Raw genomic sequence first — 20,479 nt, 5'->3', positions numbered from 1 at the left:
ATGATGGACATGCCGTATTTTTTGGAAAATGAAGAATGGTATAAGGAATACAGAGATGAAAGAGGGCGATTGAAGTTTAAACTAACAGACAAAGCACCTCAAAAGGCTGTTGATTCGTATAATGAGTATTACGAAGATTTGAAATACGCAGAAGAAAACAATATCAATTTATAACCACTTGCATTAGTAAGTGGTTTTTTCATGAAAAAATTAAGGAGGCACAATGATTGGATACATTGCATTTATGCTTTATGCCACATGGATTATGGCATTCATCGTGTTGTTGATGTTGCTATATGCTTGCGTTGTCGAATGGAAAGAAGATAGAGATGAGCGAAAGCGACAAGAATGGTTAAACAAATATACTAGGTAATTAGCACTCTAGGCACTAGCCTATGGGTGCTTTTATATTGCCGTTTTAGTATTGTTAGGCGAAAAACAACAAGACAGTAGGCGTGAGGTGTGGCTCACGAAAAACAAGCGAATCGTGAATTTAGAAAAGGAGTTAAGCGATGACAAAAGAAGAATTAAAAGCACTAGGATTAACGGACGAACAAGCAGAGGAAGTGGTTGCAGATTATGGCAAGAATTACGTAAGTAAAACACAATTCAACAACCAATTGCAGGATTTGAAAGACGCAAAGAAAACGGTGCAAGAGTTAACGGATATGCAAGCTGATTTAAAAAATAAGTTAGAGGGCTTTACATCTGCTGGTGCGAATAGTGGTGCTGACATTGCCAAATTGCAAAACGATTTGAAGAAACTACAGCAACAGTATGAGGACGCAGAGAAAGCAAGACAAGAAGAACAGGACAAGCGGGTGCAGTCTGAGATTACAACACAAGTTGTCGATGCGTTGAGCAAACATAACGCAGTGGATCCGAACACCCTAGCACAGTTATTAATTCCAAAAGTAACCGTAGGGGAAGATGGTGCATATTCTTATACAGATGATAAGGGCAATGCACATTCTATCGCTGACGGTACGAAAGCATGGCTTGACGGCAATGCGTGGGCTGTTAAAAGCACGCAAAAAGCAGGTAGTGGTCACAATCGAGGTAATAATGACGGTGGCCAACCAGTGGGGTTAAGAGCGTCAATTGCGAATGCGATTGGGGTTCAAGAGTAATTAATGTAAAGGAGAACAAACATGGCGGTAACATTATTGGAAGCAAAAAAGAACGTGCAAGATGATTTGCAGATTGGGATTATTGATGAATTTAGAAAATCCAATTTCTTGTGGGATACATTAACATTCGATGATGTGGTATCTCCTACAGGTGGTGGGGCTACGTTGACGTATGCATACACACGTTTATTGACACAACCTACAGCGTCCTTCCGTGAAATCAATCACGAGTACACACCACAAGAAGTGACACGCCAAAAATTCACTGCTGATTTGGCAGTATTTGGTGGAGCGTTTGAAATCGACCGTATCATTGCTAATATGGGTGGTATTGTTGATGAGGTGCAATTGCAGTTACAACAAAAAATTAAGGCAGCGTCCGCATTATTTAACGATACCGTTATCAATGGTGATTCTGCATTAGGTACACATGCTTTTGATGGTTTAGAAAAAGCATTAAAAGGATCTTCTACAGAGATTAATGCAACAGGTCAAGCGATTGACTTATCTACGTCTGATAAAGTGACAGAGAATGCCGTTAAATTCTTAGACCAATTAGACGAATTTTTATCTGCTTTAGATGGTCGCCCAGGTGCATTAATGGGCAACTCCAAATTAATCAACAAAATTAAAGCAGTCGCCCGCCGTACATCTATGTATACGCAAACTGCTGACGCATTTGGTCGCCAAGTATCTACTTATGACGGCATTCCATTGATTGACTTAGGAGCAAAAGCAGGCACTAATGATGATGTAGTAGCAACCAAAGCAGGAGATGGCACAACATCTTTATATGCGGTACGTTTTGGCTTAGACGGATTCCATGCTATTTCCATGGCAGGACAAGCACCAGTACGAACATATTTGCCAGACTTCAAAACAGCTGGAGCTGTAAAACGTGGCGAGGTAGAGATGACAGCAGGCGTTGTATTGAAAGCAACAAAATCCGCAGGCGTATTACGAAACATCAAAGTTAAGTAGGAGGTACATCATGGCTAAAGTATATGCACCATTACAAGATTACAATGGCATTTCTGCGTCTGTAGAGTTCGTGAATGGAGTAGGCGAAACAGACAATGAAAACTTGCTAGAGTGGTTTGAGGAAAAAGGCTACACAGTAGAGCGTGACGAAAAGCCGAAACGTGCAAAAAAAGCTAAAGAAGTAACCGAGGAAACATCCGAGGAAACATCCGAAGGAGCAACTGAGGAAGTAACCGAGGAAGTAGCCGAAGAAGTAGCTGAGGGCAATGAGTAACGGCAATGCCATTTTCAATAAACGCTTACGTCAAGCGATAAAGGCCAGTACCATCGAGGTGCAAGATGAAGCACAGACTAATCATAGGTTTATAAGCCGAACAGGGCAGTTAGAGCGTTCTATTGATGTAAAGTTCAATGAAAATAGCGGGATCGTTTACATTGATTCGCAATCAGCACCGCATGGGCCATTTGTTCATCAAGGAACGGTGGCTCATGACATCTTCCCAAAGAATAAGAAAGCTTTGCGATGGGTGCCACAAGGTGGCAGTGCTTTTAGATTTGCTAAAGCGGTACACCATCCAGGCACTGGAGCAGATCCATTCTTATTTGACGCATTGAAAGCAAAGCACGATGATATACGCAATATCTTTGCGAAGTACACGAAAACGGCATTGAAAGAGGTGATTAGCAGTGAACTCAGAGACGAATACAGCTATTCAGTCAACATTAAATAATGACATATACGAAAGCATACGACTAGGCGATGAACTGGTAGGGCGTGAAGTCTCCGAGGATATTATGACTAAAGCCTATGAGTGGTTATTTTATTTTGCAAACAAATTAGGAGTAGAGCGAGAGGACATCGCCTACTCCTTTATTGTGCGTGAATTATTGGCCATGTATGCGTATCGTGAGGTTTGTATCAAAAAGGGGTATGGAGCGATTGGCACACCGTACCGAGGACAGAATGGGGATGACCATTACACGAATAAATCCAAAACATATGACGCACGCATTAAGCAGTTAGAGTCAAAACTCACTGCCGAAGATTTAACAGGCGACAATACAAGCGGAAAACGGTCGAATTACCGCACGATTCGCATATTTAGGGGGTAACATGTGGTACGAAACACTGAAAGCTCTTAAAGGGGCAATAAATGAGGTTAATTCCAACGTTGAAGTAAGTCTTGGGGCAATTCCACCACAACACTTAGATGTGGGAATTGGTGGCCATGTTGTCCTTATGCGTGGCGATGAGGCGTTGGGCAATGCTAAGGATACACGGACACTTGATGTGACAGTGTATTTAGAGGCATGGGTTCGTGAAGATAGTCCGAAGTTAGAATATGGCTATGCAAGTCTATCTGAGTTAGAAAAAACGGTAGACAAGGCACTCACTCATTTACGAGAGAGAGTAACAAAGCTAGATACAAAGTATTGTGTGTTAGATGAGCAATATCAACTGATGGATCTAGTCGTAGAAAGAAGAATTGGCGATGCTGACAGTATACGACCACATGTAGGCAGTCAATACACGATACGGTGCAAGCTATATTCATTAATGGATAACTTGGACATATGGTAAGAAAAGGAGAACAATATGGGAACTGAGGCAGTAACAGTAACACCAAAGAAAAAAGCATTAGCACCTACTAAGGCACAAGTCATGCCTACTGTAGGTAAAAATTATTTTATTTACGTTAATACAGGAACAGATGAAACGACTGGAGCAGAATGGTTGCTAATCGGTGGCCAACGAGGTGGCACATTATCACGTAAGGCGGATTCTATTGACGCCTCTCATAAGGGCAGTGGTGGATGGAAATCTACATTGCAAGGCTTGAAAGAATGGTCAATCGATTTGGATACATTGGTAATGCCAAATGACGAGGGTTTGCAAGTAATCAATCAAGCTTATCTTGATTCCCAAACAATCCATTTGAAATTTGAGTATCCCGATAAGTCCTACATGGTTGGATGGGCATCTATTACAGAAATGTCTTTAGAGGCTCCGCATGACGATGTGGCAACATATAAAGGCTCATTGAATGGTGTGGGTCCATTATCTGATTTGAAACAAGCATAGGAGAGAATGAATGAAAGTATTATCTTGTAACTATTTTGGTGCAAACGAAACAATCTATTTCAACGTTAAGCGATTGGCAGAGTTAGAAACGGCGATTGGTAAGCCTATCATGAGTATGATGTCAACAGGCAATCTATCTCTATTCGATATGATCCATGTGTATATCATTGGTATGCAACACATCGATAATGGTAGACGTACACAAGACTTTTACGAAGAAAAGATTCAAGAGTTGATTGATTCAGAAGAATATGAGTTAACCGACTTTATTCAAACGGCTGTAAAAGTATTGCTTGCGAGTGGCGTGTTTGGGAAAAAGGCCTACTACAGTGCATTCCCCAATGAGGTAACGCCTACGGTAGAAAAGAAAATCGCTGAGGAAGAGGCAGAAGCCGAATCAAAAAACTAGAGGGGAGAGATGTTGCTCCCCTATCTATATTTGAATGGATAGAACGAGTCAAGCCAATTTGTTACGGATATTTACGAATGACACCGAGGGAACTAGACGAACTAGTTCCCTTTGATTTCGTGGATCTGGTCGAGGCACATAAGATGGCGACTAAGACGCAAGATGTAAAAGACGCCTACTATGCGTGCATGATTACTAACGTGCAGATTGCAAAAGGTAAGCACATCAAGGTTCAAGATGTGGTGGAAACGTTCCATCCAGTAACTAGAATAGACAGGAAACGAGAAGAACAGCGATTCATTGAAGAATGGACAACCGCAGGAGGTGAGATTTAATGCGTGAGGAAATAAAAGTCATAATTGGTGGCAATAGTGATGGTGCACAACAAGCTATTCAAGAAGTAGGCAATAAAGCTGAAAGCGTACTAGGAAAACGCATGGGGTCGATAGTCTCAAAAGCCTTTAGTGCGTTGCCAATGGCAGGCATGGTCGCAGGTGTTGCACTGGTTGGCCAAGAGGTGCTAGAGGTAGGAGCAAAAGCCACTGCTGTTAGTGATAAGTTCGCAGCCATCAAGGCACGTATTAATTTAATCAATGACGGCTCACAGTCTACGGCTAGCATTATGGACAAAGTATATCAAGCCTCCGAAAGAACAAGAGGTTCATACACTGACATGCTTGATAGCGTGGCCAAGTTGAATATGTTAGCGAAAGATAGTTTTACATCGAATGATGAGGCGATTCGGTTTGTTGAACAGTTGAATATGCAGTTCAAATTATCGGGTGCGAATGTTAATGAAGTAAGTTCAGCAATGACACAGCTAACGCAAGCAATGGCAGCAGGTCGATTACAAGGCGATGAGTTTAATTCCATTATGGAAAACGCACCAATGTTGGCTCAAGCTATCTCACAAGAAATGGGTGTGCCTATCGGACAGTTGAAGGAGTTAGGTTCAGAGGGTGCAATTACTGCTGAGGTCATTAAGAATGCATTATTTAATAGTGCAGATGAAACACAAGCCAAGTTCAATGAAATGCCAATGACATTCCAAGAAGTGGGGCAACAACTATCCAATGCGATGTTCCAAGCTTTTCAACCTGTCATGGAAGAGTTATCGTCAATGACGGCTAGTGAAGATTTTAAAACAGCTATAGATGGTATAGGTGTTGCAATACAAGGAATGGCAGTTGTTGCAACAGGAGCGATTGCATTAGTCAAAGTAGCATTTGCAGGCATTAAGGCGGTAATTAGTGGCACAGTGGCTCATATTAAAATGGTTGGCACTGTTTTAAATGGCATATTTGTAGCTCCATCAGTAGCAATTAGGACGTTTGGCGTATTGTTGATTGGATTAGCAGGGTATTTTGTTGGGGTACGAATAGCCTCAATGGCATTTGCTAGTGGATTGACGGTGCAAAAGGTAGCAATGATGGCTATGACTGCTGTAACGAAAACCTGCCAATTAGCTACAATGGCATACAATGGCACGATTATGGCTTTGAAAGTCATCATGTTTGCGACAGGTTTTGCCATTATGGCGGTAGTAAAGCCTATGCAGTTCATGAAAGGCTTAATGGTAGCGGTTAGAAGCTCTACATTAGCAACGGCAGGGGCACAAGGTATTCTTAATGCAGTAATGCGTATGAATCCTATCCCAATCCTTGTAGCTTTATTGGCAGCATTAGCGGCTGCTTTTATTGGTCCAAAGATAGCGACTGAGGGATTAGGGGCAACCATGAGTAGCATATGGAATAGCATTGTGCATACGGTCACATGGGCGATTAATCAGATTATTCGCTTTATCAACAAGCTAACTAGTGCATTCAATAGTGTTAGTGGAGTCATTAGCAAAGTACTCAATGTAGATATTGGAAAATTTGGAGAGATTAGCGAAATATCTGCTGACGATGCCGAGGGATTTGCGAATAAGACGAAAGAAGTATTTGGTAATATGGCTAGTGCATTCACTGGTGGTGGCACTACTGATACAGATACTAATACAGAAACTGATACTGATACAAAAAAACAAAAGAAAGGTCATGGTGGTGGCCATGGCAAAGGTAAGGATGAGAGTAAAGAGCTAGAAAGAGCTCTTGAAGAAGCCAAACGAGCTCATGAACAGATGGAGGACGCATACCGCCAAATGTTTGGCACTAAAGTTGATGAAGTTGAGGCGTGGCGTATAAAAGAGTTAGAAGAGCTCGATAAATCTAAAGAAAATAATGTGCATTACAACGAAGATTTGAACATGCTCAATCAGATGTATGCGAAAAAGCGGGAGCAAGCAGTATATGAAGAGGCTAAGCGTATTAGAGAAATTCAAAAAGAAGTTCGAGATATGGATGTAGCTTTCAATATTAAGGTTGCTAACACTGATTCTACTGGATCCGTTTCACCGTTTGAGAAATTGAACCAAGAACACGCAGAGGCAATGCGTGAGATTGCCAATAGACACCAAAAAATGAGTGATGATTTTGCTGAAAAGACGGATAGAGACAAGAAAGTATGGCTTGATTCGTTGAAAGAACAAAATATCGCTTATGAATTGTCCGAAGATGGACGAATTACGTATTCTGAACGCAAACGTCAAGAAGAGTTGGCACAGCTGGAGTTATTTAACAAAAAACGTGCTGAAATTGCAAGGACTGGTGCAGAAACAGAGTTTGCGATTCAAGAGGCTTTGCGTACGCAAAACTTTGAGGCATTACAAACCGCACTCACTGATGAATATGTGGCACAACAAAATGCATATGAGATGAAGAAAGAACTGATGAACCAATATATTGAGGCGGTGAAAGAATCATATTTCTCCCTTGATGAATTGGTGAATAATTCACTCATGGCAGGTGTTGGCACATTGAAAGATAGCATTAGCGGATTATTGCAAGGCACGATGACGTTAACTCAAGCCTTGCAAAATTTGGGAAAAGAGTTGCTTAAATCAATTATGGATTACGTAGCACAATGGGCGACTGCACAAGTTAAACAAATGGTATTAGGTAGATCGTTACAAGCACAGCAGGCAACCGCAAGTATTGCATCCGCTCAATCTCAAATACCAGTATGGTCGCAGTTAGCACAACAAATGTCGATGGCCACATTCGGTGCTAGTGCAACCGCAGGGATGACAGCTTACACAACGGCATCGGCAGGAATGGCGAGCATGAGTTCATTCGGTGGTGGCAGTATCTTTAGTGGTCGATTAGATGTTAGCGGTGGAATGGTGCAACCTAAAATGAAGATGGCCACAGGTGGGCTTGCATATGGTCGTACATTTGCAGAGATTGGCGAAGGTAATTATCCCGAGGCTGTATTGCCATTATCTGATACGGTATTTAGTCGATTAGGCGAGGGCATTCGTGAGAATGGTGGAGGTAGCAACATTACATTGAATGTGAGTGCTATTGACGCTCACTCATTCGGTAGTTGGTTAGAACATACAGGCGGTAAGGTATTACGTCAATTCACGGCGAATACTGAACGTGAATTCGGTACAGAAGTAGGGGTATGGTGATGGAGAAGTTGAAGATATTCCCACAAATTACATCATTGGCTTGGAAGTCAACGAAAATGCAAAAATGGAATACGGTTACAAAAACAGCAGGTAGTGGTAAGGCAAGAACTATGACCACATGGCAGTTACCGCAATGGACAATCAACACATCCTTTGCTCACTTAACGGATGAACAGTATAAGCAGGTGATGGGATTCTTTGCCACCGTCAAAGGTGGGTTCGAGCCATTCTTATGGTTGGATCCTGAGGATAACCACGAAAAGGGTATCAAGTTAGGAACTGGAGCGACTAGAGAATGGCAAGCACTACGCCGATGGGGGGATTATTTAGAACCAATTAACCACATTACCGATGTAAAGTTATACGTCAATGGCCAAGAAAGACCGTGCGAAGTCGATAATGGCAAAATTCGTTTGCGTGTAGGCGATGAGATACCGCAGGATGCAACGATAACGGCGGACTATACGTATTATTGGAAAGTTCGGTTATCAGGAGATTCTTTTACCGCTGAACTGGTGTATAAGAATATTATGAAGTCAAAAGAAATGAAATTGGTGACGGTACGATGAAAGATGTAAGTAATGTATTAGAAACGCATTTGAACAATACAAAGCAATTCATGTCATGTGATCTGTATGATATTCGCTTGAAGAGTGGCGTATCTTACTACTATGCAGACACTGATAAAGACGTTGCCTACGGTGGTAAGGTGTACCGAGTTGATGGGCCAATCATTACAAGAACTCAAATCAAGACGAGTTCCAAAGTGAGTGTAGACAAATTGACATTGACTATCCACTCAGCACCTAATGACACGATTGGCGGAGTACCTATCATGACAGTAGCACACAATGGTGGTTTTGATGGTGCTACAGTTCGCTTGATTCGTGTATTCTTTGGAGATGGTGGCACGGTCATTGGTGGCTTGAATTTATTCCAAGGGCAAGCCGAGGTAAAGAGTGGCGGAGGATTAACCCTACAACTAGAGGTCAAATCTGTAGTGCAAAAGCTCAACACAGAGTGGCCAAACCGCAGGTATTATCCTCAATGCCCATACACGTTGTATGACAAAGAATGTGGCGTAAATATTCGTGATTTCAGAAAACGAGTAGTAGTAACACAAGTGCCAGACCATAACACGGTTGTTATTAATATTAACCATGACAATGGATTCTATACAGCTGGTGGAATCGAATGGGTAAGCGGTGCATTGGTAGGTCAAACAACGCAAGTGATGAAAGACGATGGATCGAGAATTTATTTTATAACTCCATCAGAGGCTCAACCAAGTGTAGGGGACGAGGCGTACATCTACCCTGGTTGCGATAAAACACCTGCCACGTGCAAAGCCAAGTTTAATAATTTCAGTAGAAATAGGGCAACGCCTTATGTTCCGTTAAAGGAGACAGTACGATGACAAATGGTGAGTTAATAGCAAAAGAGGCTTTGACGTGGTTGGGTACCCCACACGTAGACAATTGTATGGCCAAGAAATACGGAGTGGATTGTGCTCATCTGATGTTAGGCGTACTGATTGATGCAAACCTAATAGGCGAGGGAGATATGCGAATAGAGCATTATTCTAACGAATGGCATTTACACCGTTCGGAAGATAAGTTCTTGAAGTACATGGAACTAGTCGCCTACGAGGTCGATATTGACGATTTACAAGTAGGCGATTTCATCCTTTACCAATATGGGCGTTGCATTAGTCATGGTGCCATCTATATTGGCGATAACCAAGTAATACACGCATATGTGGATATGGGTGTGATTATATCTAATTGCGATGACGTTATATTCTACGATAGCAAAGGCAATAGCCGTATACGCAAGGTTTATAGATTTAAGGAGCAGGAATAATGGGCGGTTTATTTGGTCGTGGTGGTGGAATTACCACAAGAGCGGATAGAATTTCAGACTTTCAAATTAATAGTGCGAGTTATGGCGAAGTCGTTCCAGTGGTATTAGGAACTACACGACTAAGTGGCAATATTATCCAATGGGAAGATTTTACGGCTCATGAACACCGAACATCACAACGTGTGGGTAAAGGTGGTAAGAAACGAGCGACAAGCATTTCTTATACCTATACCGTGGCAGTAGCAATTGGATTGTGTGAGGGTCCGATAAAACGGATTGGCAAGGTATGGATTGATAAGGAAACATACCAGTATCCGAACGATAAAATAGGCTTAACAGCTTATTTGGGCGAAGTAGGGCAAGCACCATGGCCGTATGCAGTGAGTAAACACCCCGATAGGGCATTGCCGTATAGTGGCTTATGTTACATGGCGGGAGTGGTTGACATGGGTGAACGAGCTAGCTTGCCTACATTCAATTTTGAGATACAAGGACAGCTATTAGAAACAGGTGATGGGGTCGATGTCAATCCTGCTGATTATATCGTTCATGTGCTTAAATCTGTAGGGATTGAAGAAACGGCGATAGATGGGATTGACAATTTTAGAAACTATTGTAGTCAAGCGGACATTCTGATTAGTTCACCGCCCGAAACTAAGACGCAGAAAGCACAGCAAATCGTATCGGATATTGCCGACATCTGTAATTGCTACCTATTTTGGTCCAATGACAGGCTCAAGATTGTACCGTTGGCAGACAAACCGATAAAGTCGTGGAATCCATATTCACAAATTCAATATGATCTAACCGAAGATGACTTCCTAAGCGGTAGTGATGGGCGACTAGTTGAGTACAAACGCAAATCGAATAGTGAAAGCTATAACACGGCAACAGTTGAGTTCATTAACCGTGCTAATTCTTATGAGAAAGAGGCGGTCACATTCGAGGTGTTGGCAGACGTGCAACGAAACGGAATGAAACCTGCTCCGAGTTATTCCGCTCATTACATCTATACCAAAGCAAGAGCAATGTATTTAGCGGAACAGTTAGCCATGAAACGACTATATGAACGCAATCAGTATTCTTTCAAATTGGATTGGGCATTTTGCAGACTGGAACCAGGCGACTTAGTGACATTGACGGAAAGCACATGCGGATTGCATAAGCAAATCGTGGTAATTACTGATGTACAAGAGGCACAAGACGGCGAATTACAAATCACGGCGATTGGTAAGCCACCAGGCATGTATGCACCTACTAAGTATGATGTGCATGAGAATGAAAGACCATTCGTAGATTACAATAAGCCTGCTCAGTCAATATTGGACGCCACATTCATTCAACCACCTGCTGACGTTGTAGGACAGGGGCAAGAATTATGGGTAGGAGTATCTACGCCACAAGAATGGGGTGGGTGTGAAGTGTGGATGAGCGATGATCCGACAGCGAACTTCCAATCTATGGGAATGCTAAACACAACGGCACGTATAGGTAAGTTAGTAAGTCCATTAGCAAGTGATGGTAATTCGTGTATTATCCGTATGGTCAATGGTACGCTCAAAAGTGGTACACATATTGACGCAGAGAGAGGTAACACGGTTTGCTATATCAATGGTGAGTGCTTATCCTATGAAACGGCTACACTCAATACAGATGGTACTGTAACGCTGAATAACCTTGTTAGAGGGCAGTTCAATACGCCTATAGGCAGTCATAGTGCAGGGGATAAGCTAAGCCGTCTTGACGAGGCTTTTATGCGTATTACATACCGTAAGCAAGATGTAGGTAAGAAAATTTATGCAAAGTTTACATCACTCAATAATCTAGGTGGCCAACAAGAGGACATCTCAAGAGTTAAACAATACGAATACACCATTCAAGAGTATTTTATTCCTGAGGTTAGCGAGTTTACTTTGTCGAATAAATACCGCCAATTAGGTGGGAAAGCGATTGCGTATGATTTGGTGGCCAAGTTTACACCGCCTAACCTCAAAACCTTATCCACGGTGGTGGCATGGTATCGTGAACAGGGTATTAGCGAATGGATTTATGGCGGAGATGGTAGTGGTCAAATCGTGATAAGCCAATGTGAAGTAGGCAAAACATATGATGTGAAATTACAGGTTAAGGATATCAATGGGAACTATTCCGAGGGTATCGTCAAGTCGTTACAGATTGCATTGAAAAGCGATAAGCCGAATACACCCGAGGGGTTCACTATTCGATTTGCTGAACAAGCGATTTATAATTGGCGAGAAGTAACCAATGCAGATGTTGATTTCTACGAAGTTAGATTGAATACCGCAGTAGGTAATGACGATGGATTATTAGCAAAGAGTAGCAATACAACTGCCTCTAGCTTGTTACAGAATAGACAAGGTACGGTATATTTGTATGCTCATAATCCAGTAAAAGGCTACTCCGCTCCAGCTATGTTGGAATATAACGTTCCTAAACCAATAACACCTACAGATGTAACAATTAAAACTACGATGAATGGGTTAGTCGTTACATACTCTCCTATTCCGAGTGGGTCACATCATGCCAATATTTATGTAAACGCTCAGAGGTATCAATCAACATCGAACACTATATTCATTCCAATAGATGCAGGTGTGCATAAGGTAAAAGTCGCTTATGTAGACATCTTTGGCGAGGGTGATACAAGTGGCGAACAATTGGCCACAGTCAAGGCTGAAATACCGCCCGAATTGTTAAAAGGGCAAAACGATGCCATTAAAGCTGTAGAGGCTAAGGCTAGAGAAATTGACGCAGTGCGAAGTCGTATTGATGGGTTTGATGGTAAATTTACTGAACAGGGTAAGAAAATCAGTTCATTAGAGGCGAATTACAACACTACATCAAGGTGGGCGACACAAACGCACCAACGAGTGAACCAAGCGATTGCAGATTTGTCTAAAATCGACAATAAGATAACGACTGCTATCACTAGCAAAACAGGTGAAATCTCAAGTAAGGTCGTTCAGTTAGAAAGTTTGATTAATCAAAAGGTAGAAGATGTACGAAGTGGCGTATCGACACAAATTAGCCAATTAAGCGATACCGTCAACACATCGGTAACGAATAAGATTAAAGGTATTGAAACCCATTTAACACAAACAGATGGGGCAATCACTAAAGCTATTGCAGATAGTAAGGCGTATACGAATACTCAAGTCACTCAATTATCAAATTCTATTGACAGTAAAGTGAATAATGCAACGAGTGGATTATCTACGAGAATTACACAGCTAGATAGTGCAATCGATAGTCGAGTAAGTAATGCGAACAAGAACATATCTACAAGGATTACACAGCTTGAGGGCAGTATTGATTCTAAGGTGGCTAATGGGTTGCAAGGTGTGAATTCACAAATTACGCAAGTTGCCAATTCTATTGATTTAAAGGTTGCCAATGCGAACAAAGCATTAACTGGTCAAGAGATTGTATCTCGTATCAACTTATCACCCGAAGGCACACGAATCGATGGCAAATTGCTTCATGTAACAGGTAAAGCGAAGTTTGATGATGACATCATTACAAGCAAGATGTTACAGGCCAGTGCGGTAACCGCAGATAAAATCAAGGTAGATTCGCTGAGTTCTATCACTGCCAATGTAGGCACATTGACAGGTGGCACAATTACAGGTAGCACGATCATTGGTACAACGATACAAAACTCCAGTGGCACATTTAGTGTATCAAGCGAGGGTGTAATCAAAGGGGCAACGATAGACGCTCAATCGTTTAGGAAATCAGGATTTGAAATTACGGCTTTAAAGGTTGAAACATATAATTTGCGAAATAAAGCTCCATTACCAGTACCAGAAGGCTTTAGTTTTGAAGAATGTAGATATATTGTGTTAAATATAGATAAATGGGAAGTAGTTATAGAGAGTGATAGACCTTATTGGGAAAGCGGAAGACATGTAAACGACCCGGAGGCGCCAAAACAAGATGAAATATGGATGGTTGGTTCACAGCACGATACAAAAAGAATTGGATGGCAAAAACACCATGATAGTAAAACAGATATAACAGTAATTAAATGTGGCATAACTAAAAGTAGGAAAATTTTTGCCTTTGAGGTTTATGAAAAATATAGTTGGGGGCAGTTTAGGGAAGGGTTTTTAAATGTTATGTGTATTGCGACAAAAGGATGGTAAACCATGCATTATATATTCGACAGCACAGGCACTTGCGTTATCACAGCCCAATCTCCAATAGAACCAATCGATGGTTATACATCATTTGAAAGCACGGAAGTATACAACCCATGGGAAATACGGCTAGTAGATGGTGCAATCGTCAAGCAAGAGCCAAAAGAAAAACCTACAGAAGAGCATCCGCAGGAAGAACAAGGAGATACTCCCCTGCCACCGTCTGTAGAGGATTTAGCGGAAAGTGTGGCAGGATTATATGAGCTGTTAGCAAGCGTAGTTCCTCCGAGCGAGGAAGAAAGCGAGGGCAAACATGAATAATGGTAGAGCGATTTATGATTATGTGAAAGGAAAGATTACAATGAAAGTACAAGAATTTATGATTCCAGTTTATGGTTATTTGGTATCCGCAGGAAAATACGCATTAACAAAGAAAGACCGCAAAGAGGGTCAAAAAGTAATTCCAGTGGCTTATGTAGAGGCAGTAGCTGAATGGATTGCCAAACAAGTCGAAGAAGAACAATAAGAATTGATGATAGAGGTCGGCTCAAGTAGTCGACCTTTTATCTTGCAAAGAAAGAGGTAATGGATGTACGGCGGATTAGTAAGAGCGAACATAGAACTCTATACAGGCATTGATAATGTCGTTGAATTAACATTAGATGATGGCACAAGCACGGTCAAGTTAGAGGGTGGTACATTCACGGCAGTATTTAAGCGACATGTTGACGATAGAACACCAGTATTGACAGCTACGTTATCTATTACTGGAGATATGGCAGTGTTGACGTTAACCGCAGAGCAAATGAAAGCAGTAGGGCGTATACCATCACATGGTGCAGTACTGTATTACGACATCGTGCAAGAGGTCGACGGCCAAACTAATGGCATTGCTTTTGGTCGTGCCTACGTCATAGGGGGCATGCTGCGATGAACAAGGTAACGATACGATACAACAAGCCTTATAGGGTGGTAGTCAATCCACGTGATGATGAGTTGGAATTGATTAACGAGAACGATGGGGAAACTGGATCTATGTGCAAACCTGCATTAGAGGATAGAGATTTCTTAATGATTTATATTCTAGAACGAGGTAATTAAGATGAATATAGTAGAACGCATTACATTGGTAGTGAAAGAGATTGGTAAGGACATTAAGGCTTTGAAAGGCCGTGTATCAACGTTGGAAACAAGTGGCACAGGCGGTACGGTTGATGAATCCGTGATTACAAATAAAGTAAGTGAAGAAATCGCCAAAGTAGTGGGCGGTGCTCCTGCTACATTCGACACATTGAAAGAGATTGCTGACTACATCGAAACAGACAAAACGGGTGCGTCTGCAATGGCAACATCCATCAATAACAGATTACGTTTTGATGAGCAACAAAGCTTGTCTGAACAACAGCAAGGCAACGTATTAGGAGCGTTAGGATTGGGCGATGTGGATTTAGTCGCTGAATATACTACAGCGGTAAACGGTTAGGAGACTAATATGAGTTTAGTCGGCAAAATTAAGGAATTAGCCAAAGCAGTAGGGGCAGATATTAAGTCACTAAAATCTAGGGTCTTAACCCTTGAAACAAAGCAGAATGAAACGCAAGTACAAACAATTGAAAAGAAGTATGTATATAAAACGCCAAAAGGAGCGTCATGGCTCAATGGTAACAGCTACTTTCAATTAACACGAATAGGTAATTTAGTGGTTGCTGGTGCAGATGGTGACAGTTGGGCGACGATCTCAATTACACCACCTACAGACGCTAACTTCAATAAACTACCAAAACGTGAATCTACCGTTGATGGGAAAGGTGGAACGTGGTTGCAAATACAAAAGCCAAATGGTAACGGTGGCTATCAATCAAACTATATAATTCCAGAGGGGTTTACGCCTGTTAAATCTACGTATGGAATGCTTGTAAACGATAATGGTATACCAATTGCAACCGTCATGTTCGGTGATAAAGACAATCAACGCTTGATGCGTATACATTTCGATGGGATGGGTAGCGAGGCAAGAGGAAAGTTTCCTACTAGATTATTACGACTAGGTACTTGCTCATGGATAACGGATGACAATCCGCCTAAAGCTGAATTTAATAACAATGATGGGATATTACAAATTCAAACCGTCAAGAAAGGATAAGGCATGAATTATAGCATATTGGAGATTGTGACACTTATCAGTGGCATATTCGCCATTGCTAAGATGGTCGTGTGGTTGTATGACAGCAAAGTATCGACCGAACGTGAGATGGAGTTACAAAAGGTCAAAAATGATTTCTTGCTCAAGCAAGATGAGTTGCAATCACGGCTTGAGGTGCAAACTCACAACGCAGAGCATACTGTTAAGATGAACACATTGGCTATGCAACATCTGACTGAATCAATCGGAGAATTGAAAGAAACGTTGAAAGAGACGCAGGAACGATTGCTTGACTTGTCAAAGGAGCAGGCAAGTATTAAAGAATCGGTAAAATCTGCACACAAACGGATTACCGAAATCAACGATAGGGGGTGCAGATGTAGTGAGTAGAAATACTGACATGGTAGTAGCGACAGGGCTAACTGTTGCATTATTTATGGCAATTTATTTCCGCATGAACGAATTGGCCACTAATATTGCTAGCGGATTGATTGGCTATATCGGTGGTGCAGTAGCAAAAGGAGGGTTTTACAAATGAAAGTAGGCAAGTATTTTGATGATTACGAGTTCGCTTGTAATTGTGATAGGCATAACGTGGTGGATGGCCACAACGTATTAGATCATGTTATCGACAAGCGATTGGTTGATGTATTAGACAATATCCGAGAAACAGTAGGACAACCAGTACATATCACTAGTGGCTATCGTTGCCCTGAACATAATGCAGATGTAGGGGGAGTGCCAAACTCTCAGCATACGTTGGGAACTGCTAGCGATATTTATGTGGACGGCATGGGCGTAGATGAATTGGCAGATATTGCCATTGAATGTGGTGCAATGGGTGTAGGTCGATACTATGACCAAGGATTTGTCCATGTTGATGTTAGAGATTACAGAGCAGACTGGGATGACCAATAGGAGGTACACATATGAGAATCGATAAAACAATCTTTGATAAAGGCGTAGAATTAGCAAAAGCACATGCGGAATTGGCATTGAAAGGTATGGATACAAAGGCCATTGAGGAATGGGTGGCTCATGAATTGGAGCGAGTAACACAGCCATTAGAGGACGAAATCAAAACTACCAAATCATGGTGGGTGAAGTTACGAAACCGAGTGTACATTAATGTGATCCAACAGAGTGCAGGGGCAATCGTTGCGAATATTCAAGAAGAAATCAAAAAATTATAACCACAATTGAATAACAAAAAGAGGACATCCAAAGTGTTATCAGCACTTACTAGATGTCCTCTTTTTGAAAGGGGGTGAAACCTTGATAAAATTCCTCAAACTATTAAAGGTAGTAGACCTTGTGTTACAGCACATGGAATCTATCATTAATACAATAAAATCAATTATTCACCTATTTTGTTAATAGCTATTACAATGCTATTATACAACATTCGTGAATCAGATACAATATAGAGCCTATCAGCATAAGGTTGATAGGCTTTTTGTGCTATAATATAAGCAAGAAAACAGTTGTTGTTGGATCTAGTGACGGCAGAAAAACGGCAAAAAGCAGTTGTGCGTTGTTGGGTGTTGTTGATTAAAAATCAAAAGTGTAAAGAATGGCCAATGCGTTATATTGGTGGATTTTAACACTTTATTGCAAAGGTGATGTAATATGTCCTATACCTAATTGATATACATGATATAGTGGTTTTTATTGAAATGAACTACAATATATAGTAAACTGAACATAATGAATCCCATAAGGGTAACCGATAGTGGTAATCTTACGTTATAAATGTAGATTTAAGACACTTTACATAGGTGCTCCGAAGAATCAAGATATTTTTTGGAACTTATAAAATGCCTAGGCACTACAGGTTAAGTAAGAATTATCTACATGTGTAGACAGAAGTTGGATAGGAGCATAGAGTGCTCTTTTTATATGTCCAAATATTGATCAACATCTACATAGTATGTATATCTTTGTTTATACATTGTATGTATGATTCATACTAAATCGATACTGCTCCGTTGTGATTATTTGAACGGTACAGCGAGTAAATAGGAGGCTATATTATGATACACGTGATAAAAAGAGATGGTACGATTGCTGATTTCGATAAAGAAAAAATTATTGTGGCTATCGAAAAGGCTATGCATAGTAGTACAGGAGTATATACACCTGGATTGGCTTTAAAAATTTCTGATGAAATTGAATCCTATGCAGAAAAAATGGGGCGCAATATTACTATCTATGCTATCGAAGATCAAGTGTACTATAAACTCCTAGAGAATAATAATCCTGCAACAGCACGGGCCTATGAAAATTATAAAGCAGTACAAGCTTTCAAACGTGTAGAAAATACAACGGATAAAGATGTATTTGGTTTATTGAATAAATCAAATGTGGCAGTTCTTGATGAAAATTCCAATAAAGATGCTTCTATTGTATCTACACAACGTGATTTAATCGCTGGAGAAGTAAGTAAAGATATTGCTCGCAGAAAGTTAATTCCTACAGATATTGTACAAGCGCATGATAGCGGGGCCATTCATTTTCATGATATGGATTATATCATCCAGCCTATGTTCAATTGCTGTTTAGTGAATTTAGAAGATATGCTAACCAATGGAACAGTTATTAATGGTAAACGCATTGATACACCGAAGTCATTCCAAGTAGCATGTACGGTGACGACACAAATTATTGCGCAGGTTGCTTCTGGTCAATATGGTGGTCAAAGTATTAATGGGATCGACCGCATTTTGGCGCCTTATGTACGAAAATCTTATGATAAATATTTAGAGTTGACCTTGCAAGAGCAGGTCGAAGTGTATGGTATGTCTCCTGATGTAGCAAAAGCAGAAGAAATTGCTTGGCAACGGACGAAAAAAGAAGTGAAAGATGGGATTCAAACTATCCAATATCAAATTAATACATTGATGACGACTAATGGACAAGCTCCTTTTGTGACATTGTTCATGCATTTTGATCCATCTAGTGAGTTAGCAAAAGAGGCAGCGTTAATTGATGAAGAAATTTTAAAGCAACGCATACAAGGTATTAAAAATGAGGCAGATGTATATATTACACCGGCCTTCCCTAAGCTGATTTATGTATTGGATGAGCATAATGTTCATCCTCATAGTGAATACTATTATTTAACTGAGTTAGCTGCGCAATGTACAGCTAAACGGATGTATCCGGACTATATTTCTGCGAAAAAAATGAAAGAAATTTACGAAGGCAATGTATTTGCCCCTATGGGATGCCGTTCCTTCTTATCCCCTTGGAAAAATGACAGAGGAGAATATGTATTCAATGGTCGTTTTAATATAGGCGTGGTGAGCCTCAACTTGCCTCAAATTGGTATTTTGGCGCAAGGTAAGGAAGATACTTTCTTTGATATATTAGAAAAGCGCTTGGGCTTAGCTGAAAAAGCATTGTTGTTCCGTTATGAACTATTGAAAGATGTAACCAGTGATGTATCTCCTATCCACTGGCAATATGGTGCCATTGCGCGTCTTCCTAAAGGAGCTCCTATTCGACCTTTATTAGAAGGTGGATATGCGACGATTTCTTTGGGGTATATTGGCTTATATGAAGCGACAAAGCTCATTGTAGGTACATCAAATACGTCGGATGAGGGTCATCGTTTTGCTAGAAAAGTGATGGAACGTTTGCACAATGCTACGGAAACATGGCGCAGCAAACACAACATCGGATTTGCTTTATATGGCACGCCAGCTGAAAGTTTAACTAATCGCTTCTCTTCCATTGATAGAGCTCGCTTTGGTGAGATTCCGGATATTACTGATAAAGGATATTACACGAATAGTTATCATGTGAATGTACGTGAAGAAATCAATGTATTTGATAAATTTGCTTTTGAATCAGAGTTCCAACGTCTCTCCACAGGTGGTTGCATTTCCTATGCGGAAATCCCTAATATGAACAAGAATATTCCTGCCCTATTGACGATGATGCAGTATATTTATAATACGATTTCCTATGCAGAGTTTAATACAAAATCTGACTATTGCCATGAATGTGGCTTTGACGGTGAGATTATTGTGAATGATGACGTGCAATGGGAATGCCCACGATGCCACAATACGAATCGTGATACTTTGACGGTGATTCGTAGAACCTGCGGTTACTTAGGGGAAAACTTCTGGAACGAAGGTCGTACAAAAGAAATTAAAGATCGTGTGATGCACATTTAATGCTATTATGAA

The 20,479-nt window shown here is 40.9% G+C and carries 27 protein-coding genes; all 27 read left to right on the top strand.

The window, feature by feature from the left end; all coding sequences use genetic code 11:
* Entirely contained in the window at positions 1 to 174 is a 174-nt protein-coding gene (locus EO127_RS08675) for a hypothetical protein (RefSeq protein ID WP_164742250.1), read from the top strand.
* A gap of 49 nt (positions 175 to 223) precedes the next feature.
* A complete protein-coding gene (locus EO127_RS08670) occupies positions 224 to 373 on the top strand; it encodes a hypothetical protein (RefSeq protein WP_164742249.1) in 150 nt (49 codons plus the stop codon).
* A 139-nt stretch (positions 374 to 512) separates the two neighbouring features.
* On the top strand, positions 513 to 1,130 hold the full coding sequence (locus tag EO127_RS01745) for a hypothetical protein (protein WP_127447755.1): 618 nt from the start codon (positions 513 to 515) through the stop codon (positions 1,128 to 1,130).
* 21 nt (positions 1,131 to 1,151) lie between these two features.
* Positions 1,152 to 2,111, top strand: coding sequence for a major capsid protein (locus EO127_RS01740; protein ID WP_127447754.1), 960 nt, complete (start codon positions 1,152 to 1,154; stop codon positions 2,109 to 2,111).
* Between the two features lie 10 nt (positions 2,112 to 2,121).
* A complete protein-coding gene (locus tag EO127_RS01735) occupies positions 2,122 to 2,385 on the top strand; it encodes a hypothetical protein (RefSeq protein WP_127447753.1) in 264 nt (87 codons plus the stop codon).
* A complete protein-coding gene (locus EO127_RS01730) occupies positions 2,378 to 2,842 on the top strand; it encodes a hypothetical protein (protein ID WP_127447752.1) in 465 nt (154 codons plus the stop codon). Before EO127_RS01735 ends, EO127_RS01730 begins: the two co-directional genes overlap by 8 nt.
* On the top strand, positions 2,799 to 3,224 hold the full coding sequence (locus tag EO127_RS01725; protein ID WP_127447751.1) for a hypothetical protein: 426 nt from the start codon (positions 2,799 to 2,801) through the stop codon (positions 3,222 to 3,224). Before EO127_RS01730 ends, EO127_RS01725 begins: the two co-directional genes overlap by 44 nt.
* A gap of 1 nt (position 3,225) precedes the next feature.
* Positions 3,226 to 3,693, top strand: coding sequence for a hypothetical protein (locus EO127_RS01720; protein WP_127447750.1), 468 nt, complete (start codon positions 3,226 to 3,228; stop codon positions 3,691 to 3,693).
* 15 nt (positions 3,694 to 3,708) lie between these two features.
* Positions 3,709 to 4,194, top strand: a complete 486-nt coding sequence (locus EO127_RS01715; RefSeq protein WP_127447749.1) for a phage tail tube protein — start codon at positions 3,709 to 3,711, stop codon at positions 4,192 to 4,194.
* Between the two features lie 10 nt (positions 4,195 to 4,204).
* Positions 4,205 to 4,603: a hypothetical protein gene (locus EO127_RS01710; RefSeq protein WP_127447748.1), complete on the top strand. Its 399-nt coding sequence runs from the start codon at positions 4,205 to 4,207 to the stop codon at positions 4,601 to 4,603.
* A gap of 143 nt (positions 4,604 to 4,746) precedes the next feature.
* Positions 4,747 to 4,938 (top strand): hypothetical protein, encoded by a 192-nt coding sequence (locus EO127_RS01705; RefSeq protein ID WP_127447747.1) that lies wholly within the window; start codon positions 4,747 to 4,749, stop codon positions 4,936 to 4,938.
* Positions 4,938 to 8,117 carry a tape measure protein gene (locus tag EO127_RS01700; RefSeq protein WP_127447746.1) on the top strand — a complete coding sequence of 1,060 codons (3,180 nt, stop codon included), beginning with the start codon at positions 4,938 to 4,940 and terminating at the stop codon, positions 8,115 to 8,117. Before EO127_RS01705 ends, EO127_RS01700 begins: the two co-directional genes overlap by 1 nt.
* A complete protein-coding gene (locus EO127_RS01695) occupies positions 8,117 to 8,686 on the top strand; it encodes a DUF2460 domain-containing protein (protein WP_127447745.1) in 570 nt (189 codons plus the stop codon). Before EO127_RS01700 ends, EO127_RS01695 begins: the two co-directional genes overlap by 1 nt.
* The gene (locus EO127_RS01690; RefSeq protein WP_127447744.1) at positions 8,683 to 9,534 is read left to right on the top strand and encodes a DUF2163 domain-containing protein; all 852 of its coding nucleotides are present in this window, start codon (positions 8,683 to 8,685) and stop codon (positions 9,532 to 9,534) included. The genes EO127_RS01695 and EO127_RS01690 overlap by 4 nt, the downstream gene beginning before the upstream one ends.
* On the top strand, positions 9,531 to 9,980 hold the full coding sequence (locus EO127_RS01685; RefSeq protein WP_127447743.1) for a C40 family peptidase: 450 nt from the start codon (positions 9,531 to 9,533) through the stop codon (positions 9,978 to 9,980). Before EO127_RS01690 ends, EO127_RS01685 begins: the two co-directional genes overlap by 4 nt.
* A complete protein-coding gene (locus tag EO127_RS01680) occupies positions 9,980 to 14,146 on the top strand; it encodes a phage tail protein (RefSeq protein WP_127447742.1) in 4,167 nt (1,388 codons plus the stop codon). The genes EO127_RS01685 and EO127_RS01680 overlap by 1 nt, the downstream gene beginning before the upstream one ends.
* Positions 14,147 to 14,149: 3 nt before the next feature.
* A complete protein-coding gene (locus tag EO127_RS01675; RefSeq protein WP_127447741.1) occupies positions 14,150 to 14,461 on the top strand; it encodes a hypothetical protein in 312 nt (103 codons plus the stop codon).
* Complete coding sequence (locus tag EO127_RS01670) at positions 14,454 to 14,666, top strand: CD1375 family protein (RefSeq protein WP_206169244.1); 213 nt, start codon at positions 14,454 to 14,456, stop codon at positions 14,664 to 14,666. Before EO127_RS01675 ends, EO127_RS01670 begins: the two co-directional genes overlap by 8 nt.
* A gap of 63 nt (positions 14,667 to 14,729) precedes the next feature.
* Positions 14,730 to 15,074 (top strand): hypothetical protein, encoded by a 345-nt coding sequence (locus EO127_RS01665; protein WP_127447740.1) that lies wholly within the window; start codon positions 14,730 to 14,732, stop codon positions 15,072 to 15,074.
* Complete coding sequence (locus tag EO127_RS08665; protein ID WP_164742248.1) at positions 15,071 to 15,241, top strand: hypothetical protein; 171 nt, start codon at positions 15,071 to 15,073, stop codon at positions 15,239 to 15,241. The genes EO127_RS01665 and EO127_RS08665 overlap by 4 nt, the downstream gene beginning before the upstream one ends.
* 1 nt (position 15,242) lies before the next feature.
* Positions 15,243 to 15,623, top strand: coding sequence for a hypothetical protein (locus EO127_RS01660; RefSeq protein ID WP_127447739.1), 381 nt, complete (start codon positions 15,243 to 15,245; stop codon positions 15,621 to 15,623).
* Between the two features lie 9 nt (positions 15,624 to 15,632).
* Positions 15,633 to 16,283, top strand: coding sequence for a hypothetical protein (locus EO127_RS01655; protein WP_127447738.1), 651 nt, complete (start codon positions 15,633 to 15,635; stop codon positions 16,281 to 16,283).
* Between the two features lie 3 nt (positions 16,284 to 16,286).
* A complete protein-coding gene (locus EO127_RS01650; protein ID WP_127447737.1) occupies positions 16,287 to 16,673 on the top strand; it encodes a hypothetical protein in 387 nt (128 codons plus the stop codon).
* Positions 16,666 to 16,821: a hypothetical protein gene (locus EO127_RS08660; RefSeq protein ID WP_164742236.1), complete on the top strand. Its 156-nt coding sequence runs from the start codon at positions 16,666 to 16,668 to the stop codon at positions 16,819 to 16,821. Before EO127_RS01650 ends, EO127_RS08660 begins: the two co-directional genes overlap by 8 nt.
* Positions 16,818 to 17,201 carry a D-Ala-D-Ala carboxypeptidase family metallohydrolase gene (locus EO127_RS01645; RefSeq protein ID WP_127447736.1) on the top strand — a complete coding sequence of 128 codons (384 nt, stop codon included), beginning with the start codon at positions 16,818 to 16,820 and terminating at the stop codon, positions 17,199 to 17,201. The genes EO127_RS08660 and EO127_RS01645 overlap by 4 nt, the downstream gene beginning before the upstream one ends.
* 11 nt (positions 17,202 to 17,212) lie before the next feature.
* Positions 17,213 to 17,476 (top strand): hypothetical protein, encoded by a 264-nt coding sequence (locus EO127_RS01640; protein WP_127447735.1) that lies wholly within the window; start codon positions 17,213 to 17,215, stop codon positions 17,474 to 17,476.
* 840 nt (positions 17,477 to 18,316) lie between these two features.
* Positions 18,317 to 20,467 (top strand): anaerobic ribonucleoside-triphosphate reductase, encoded by a 2,151-nt coding sequence (gene nrdD, locus EO127_RS01635; protein WP_127447734.1) that lies wholly within the window; start codon positions 18,317 to 18,319, stop codon positions 20,465 to 20,467.
* Positions 20,468 to 20,479 lie beyond the last annotated feature (12 nt).

The organism is Veillonella sp. 3310 (assembly GCF_003999875.1).
GTDB lineage: Bacteria > Bacillota > Negativicutes > Veillonellales > Veillonellaceae > F0422.
The sequence above is the reverse complement of the archived record's forward strand: the minus strand, read 5'-3'. Positions and strand labels throughout refer to the sequence as shown.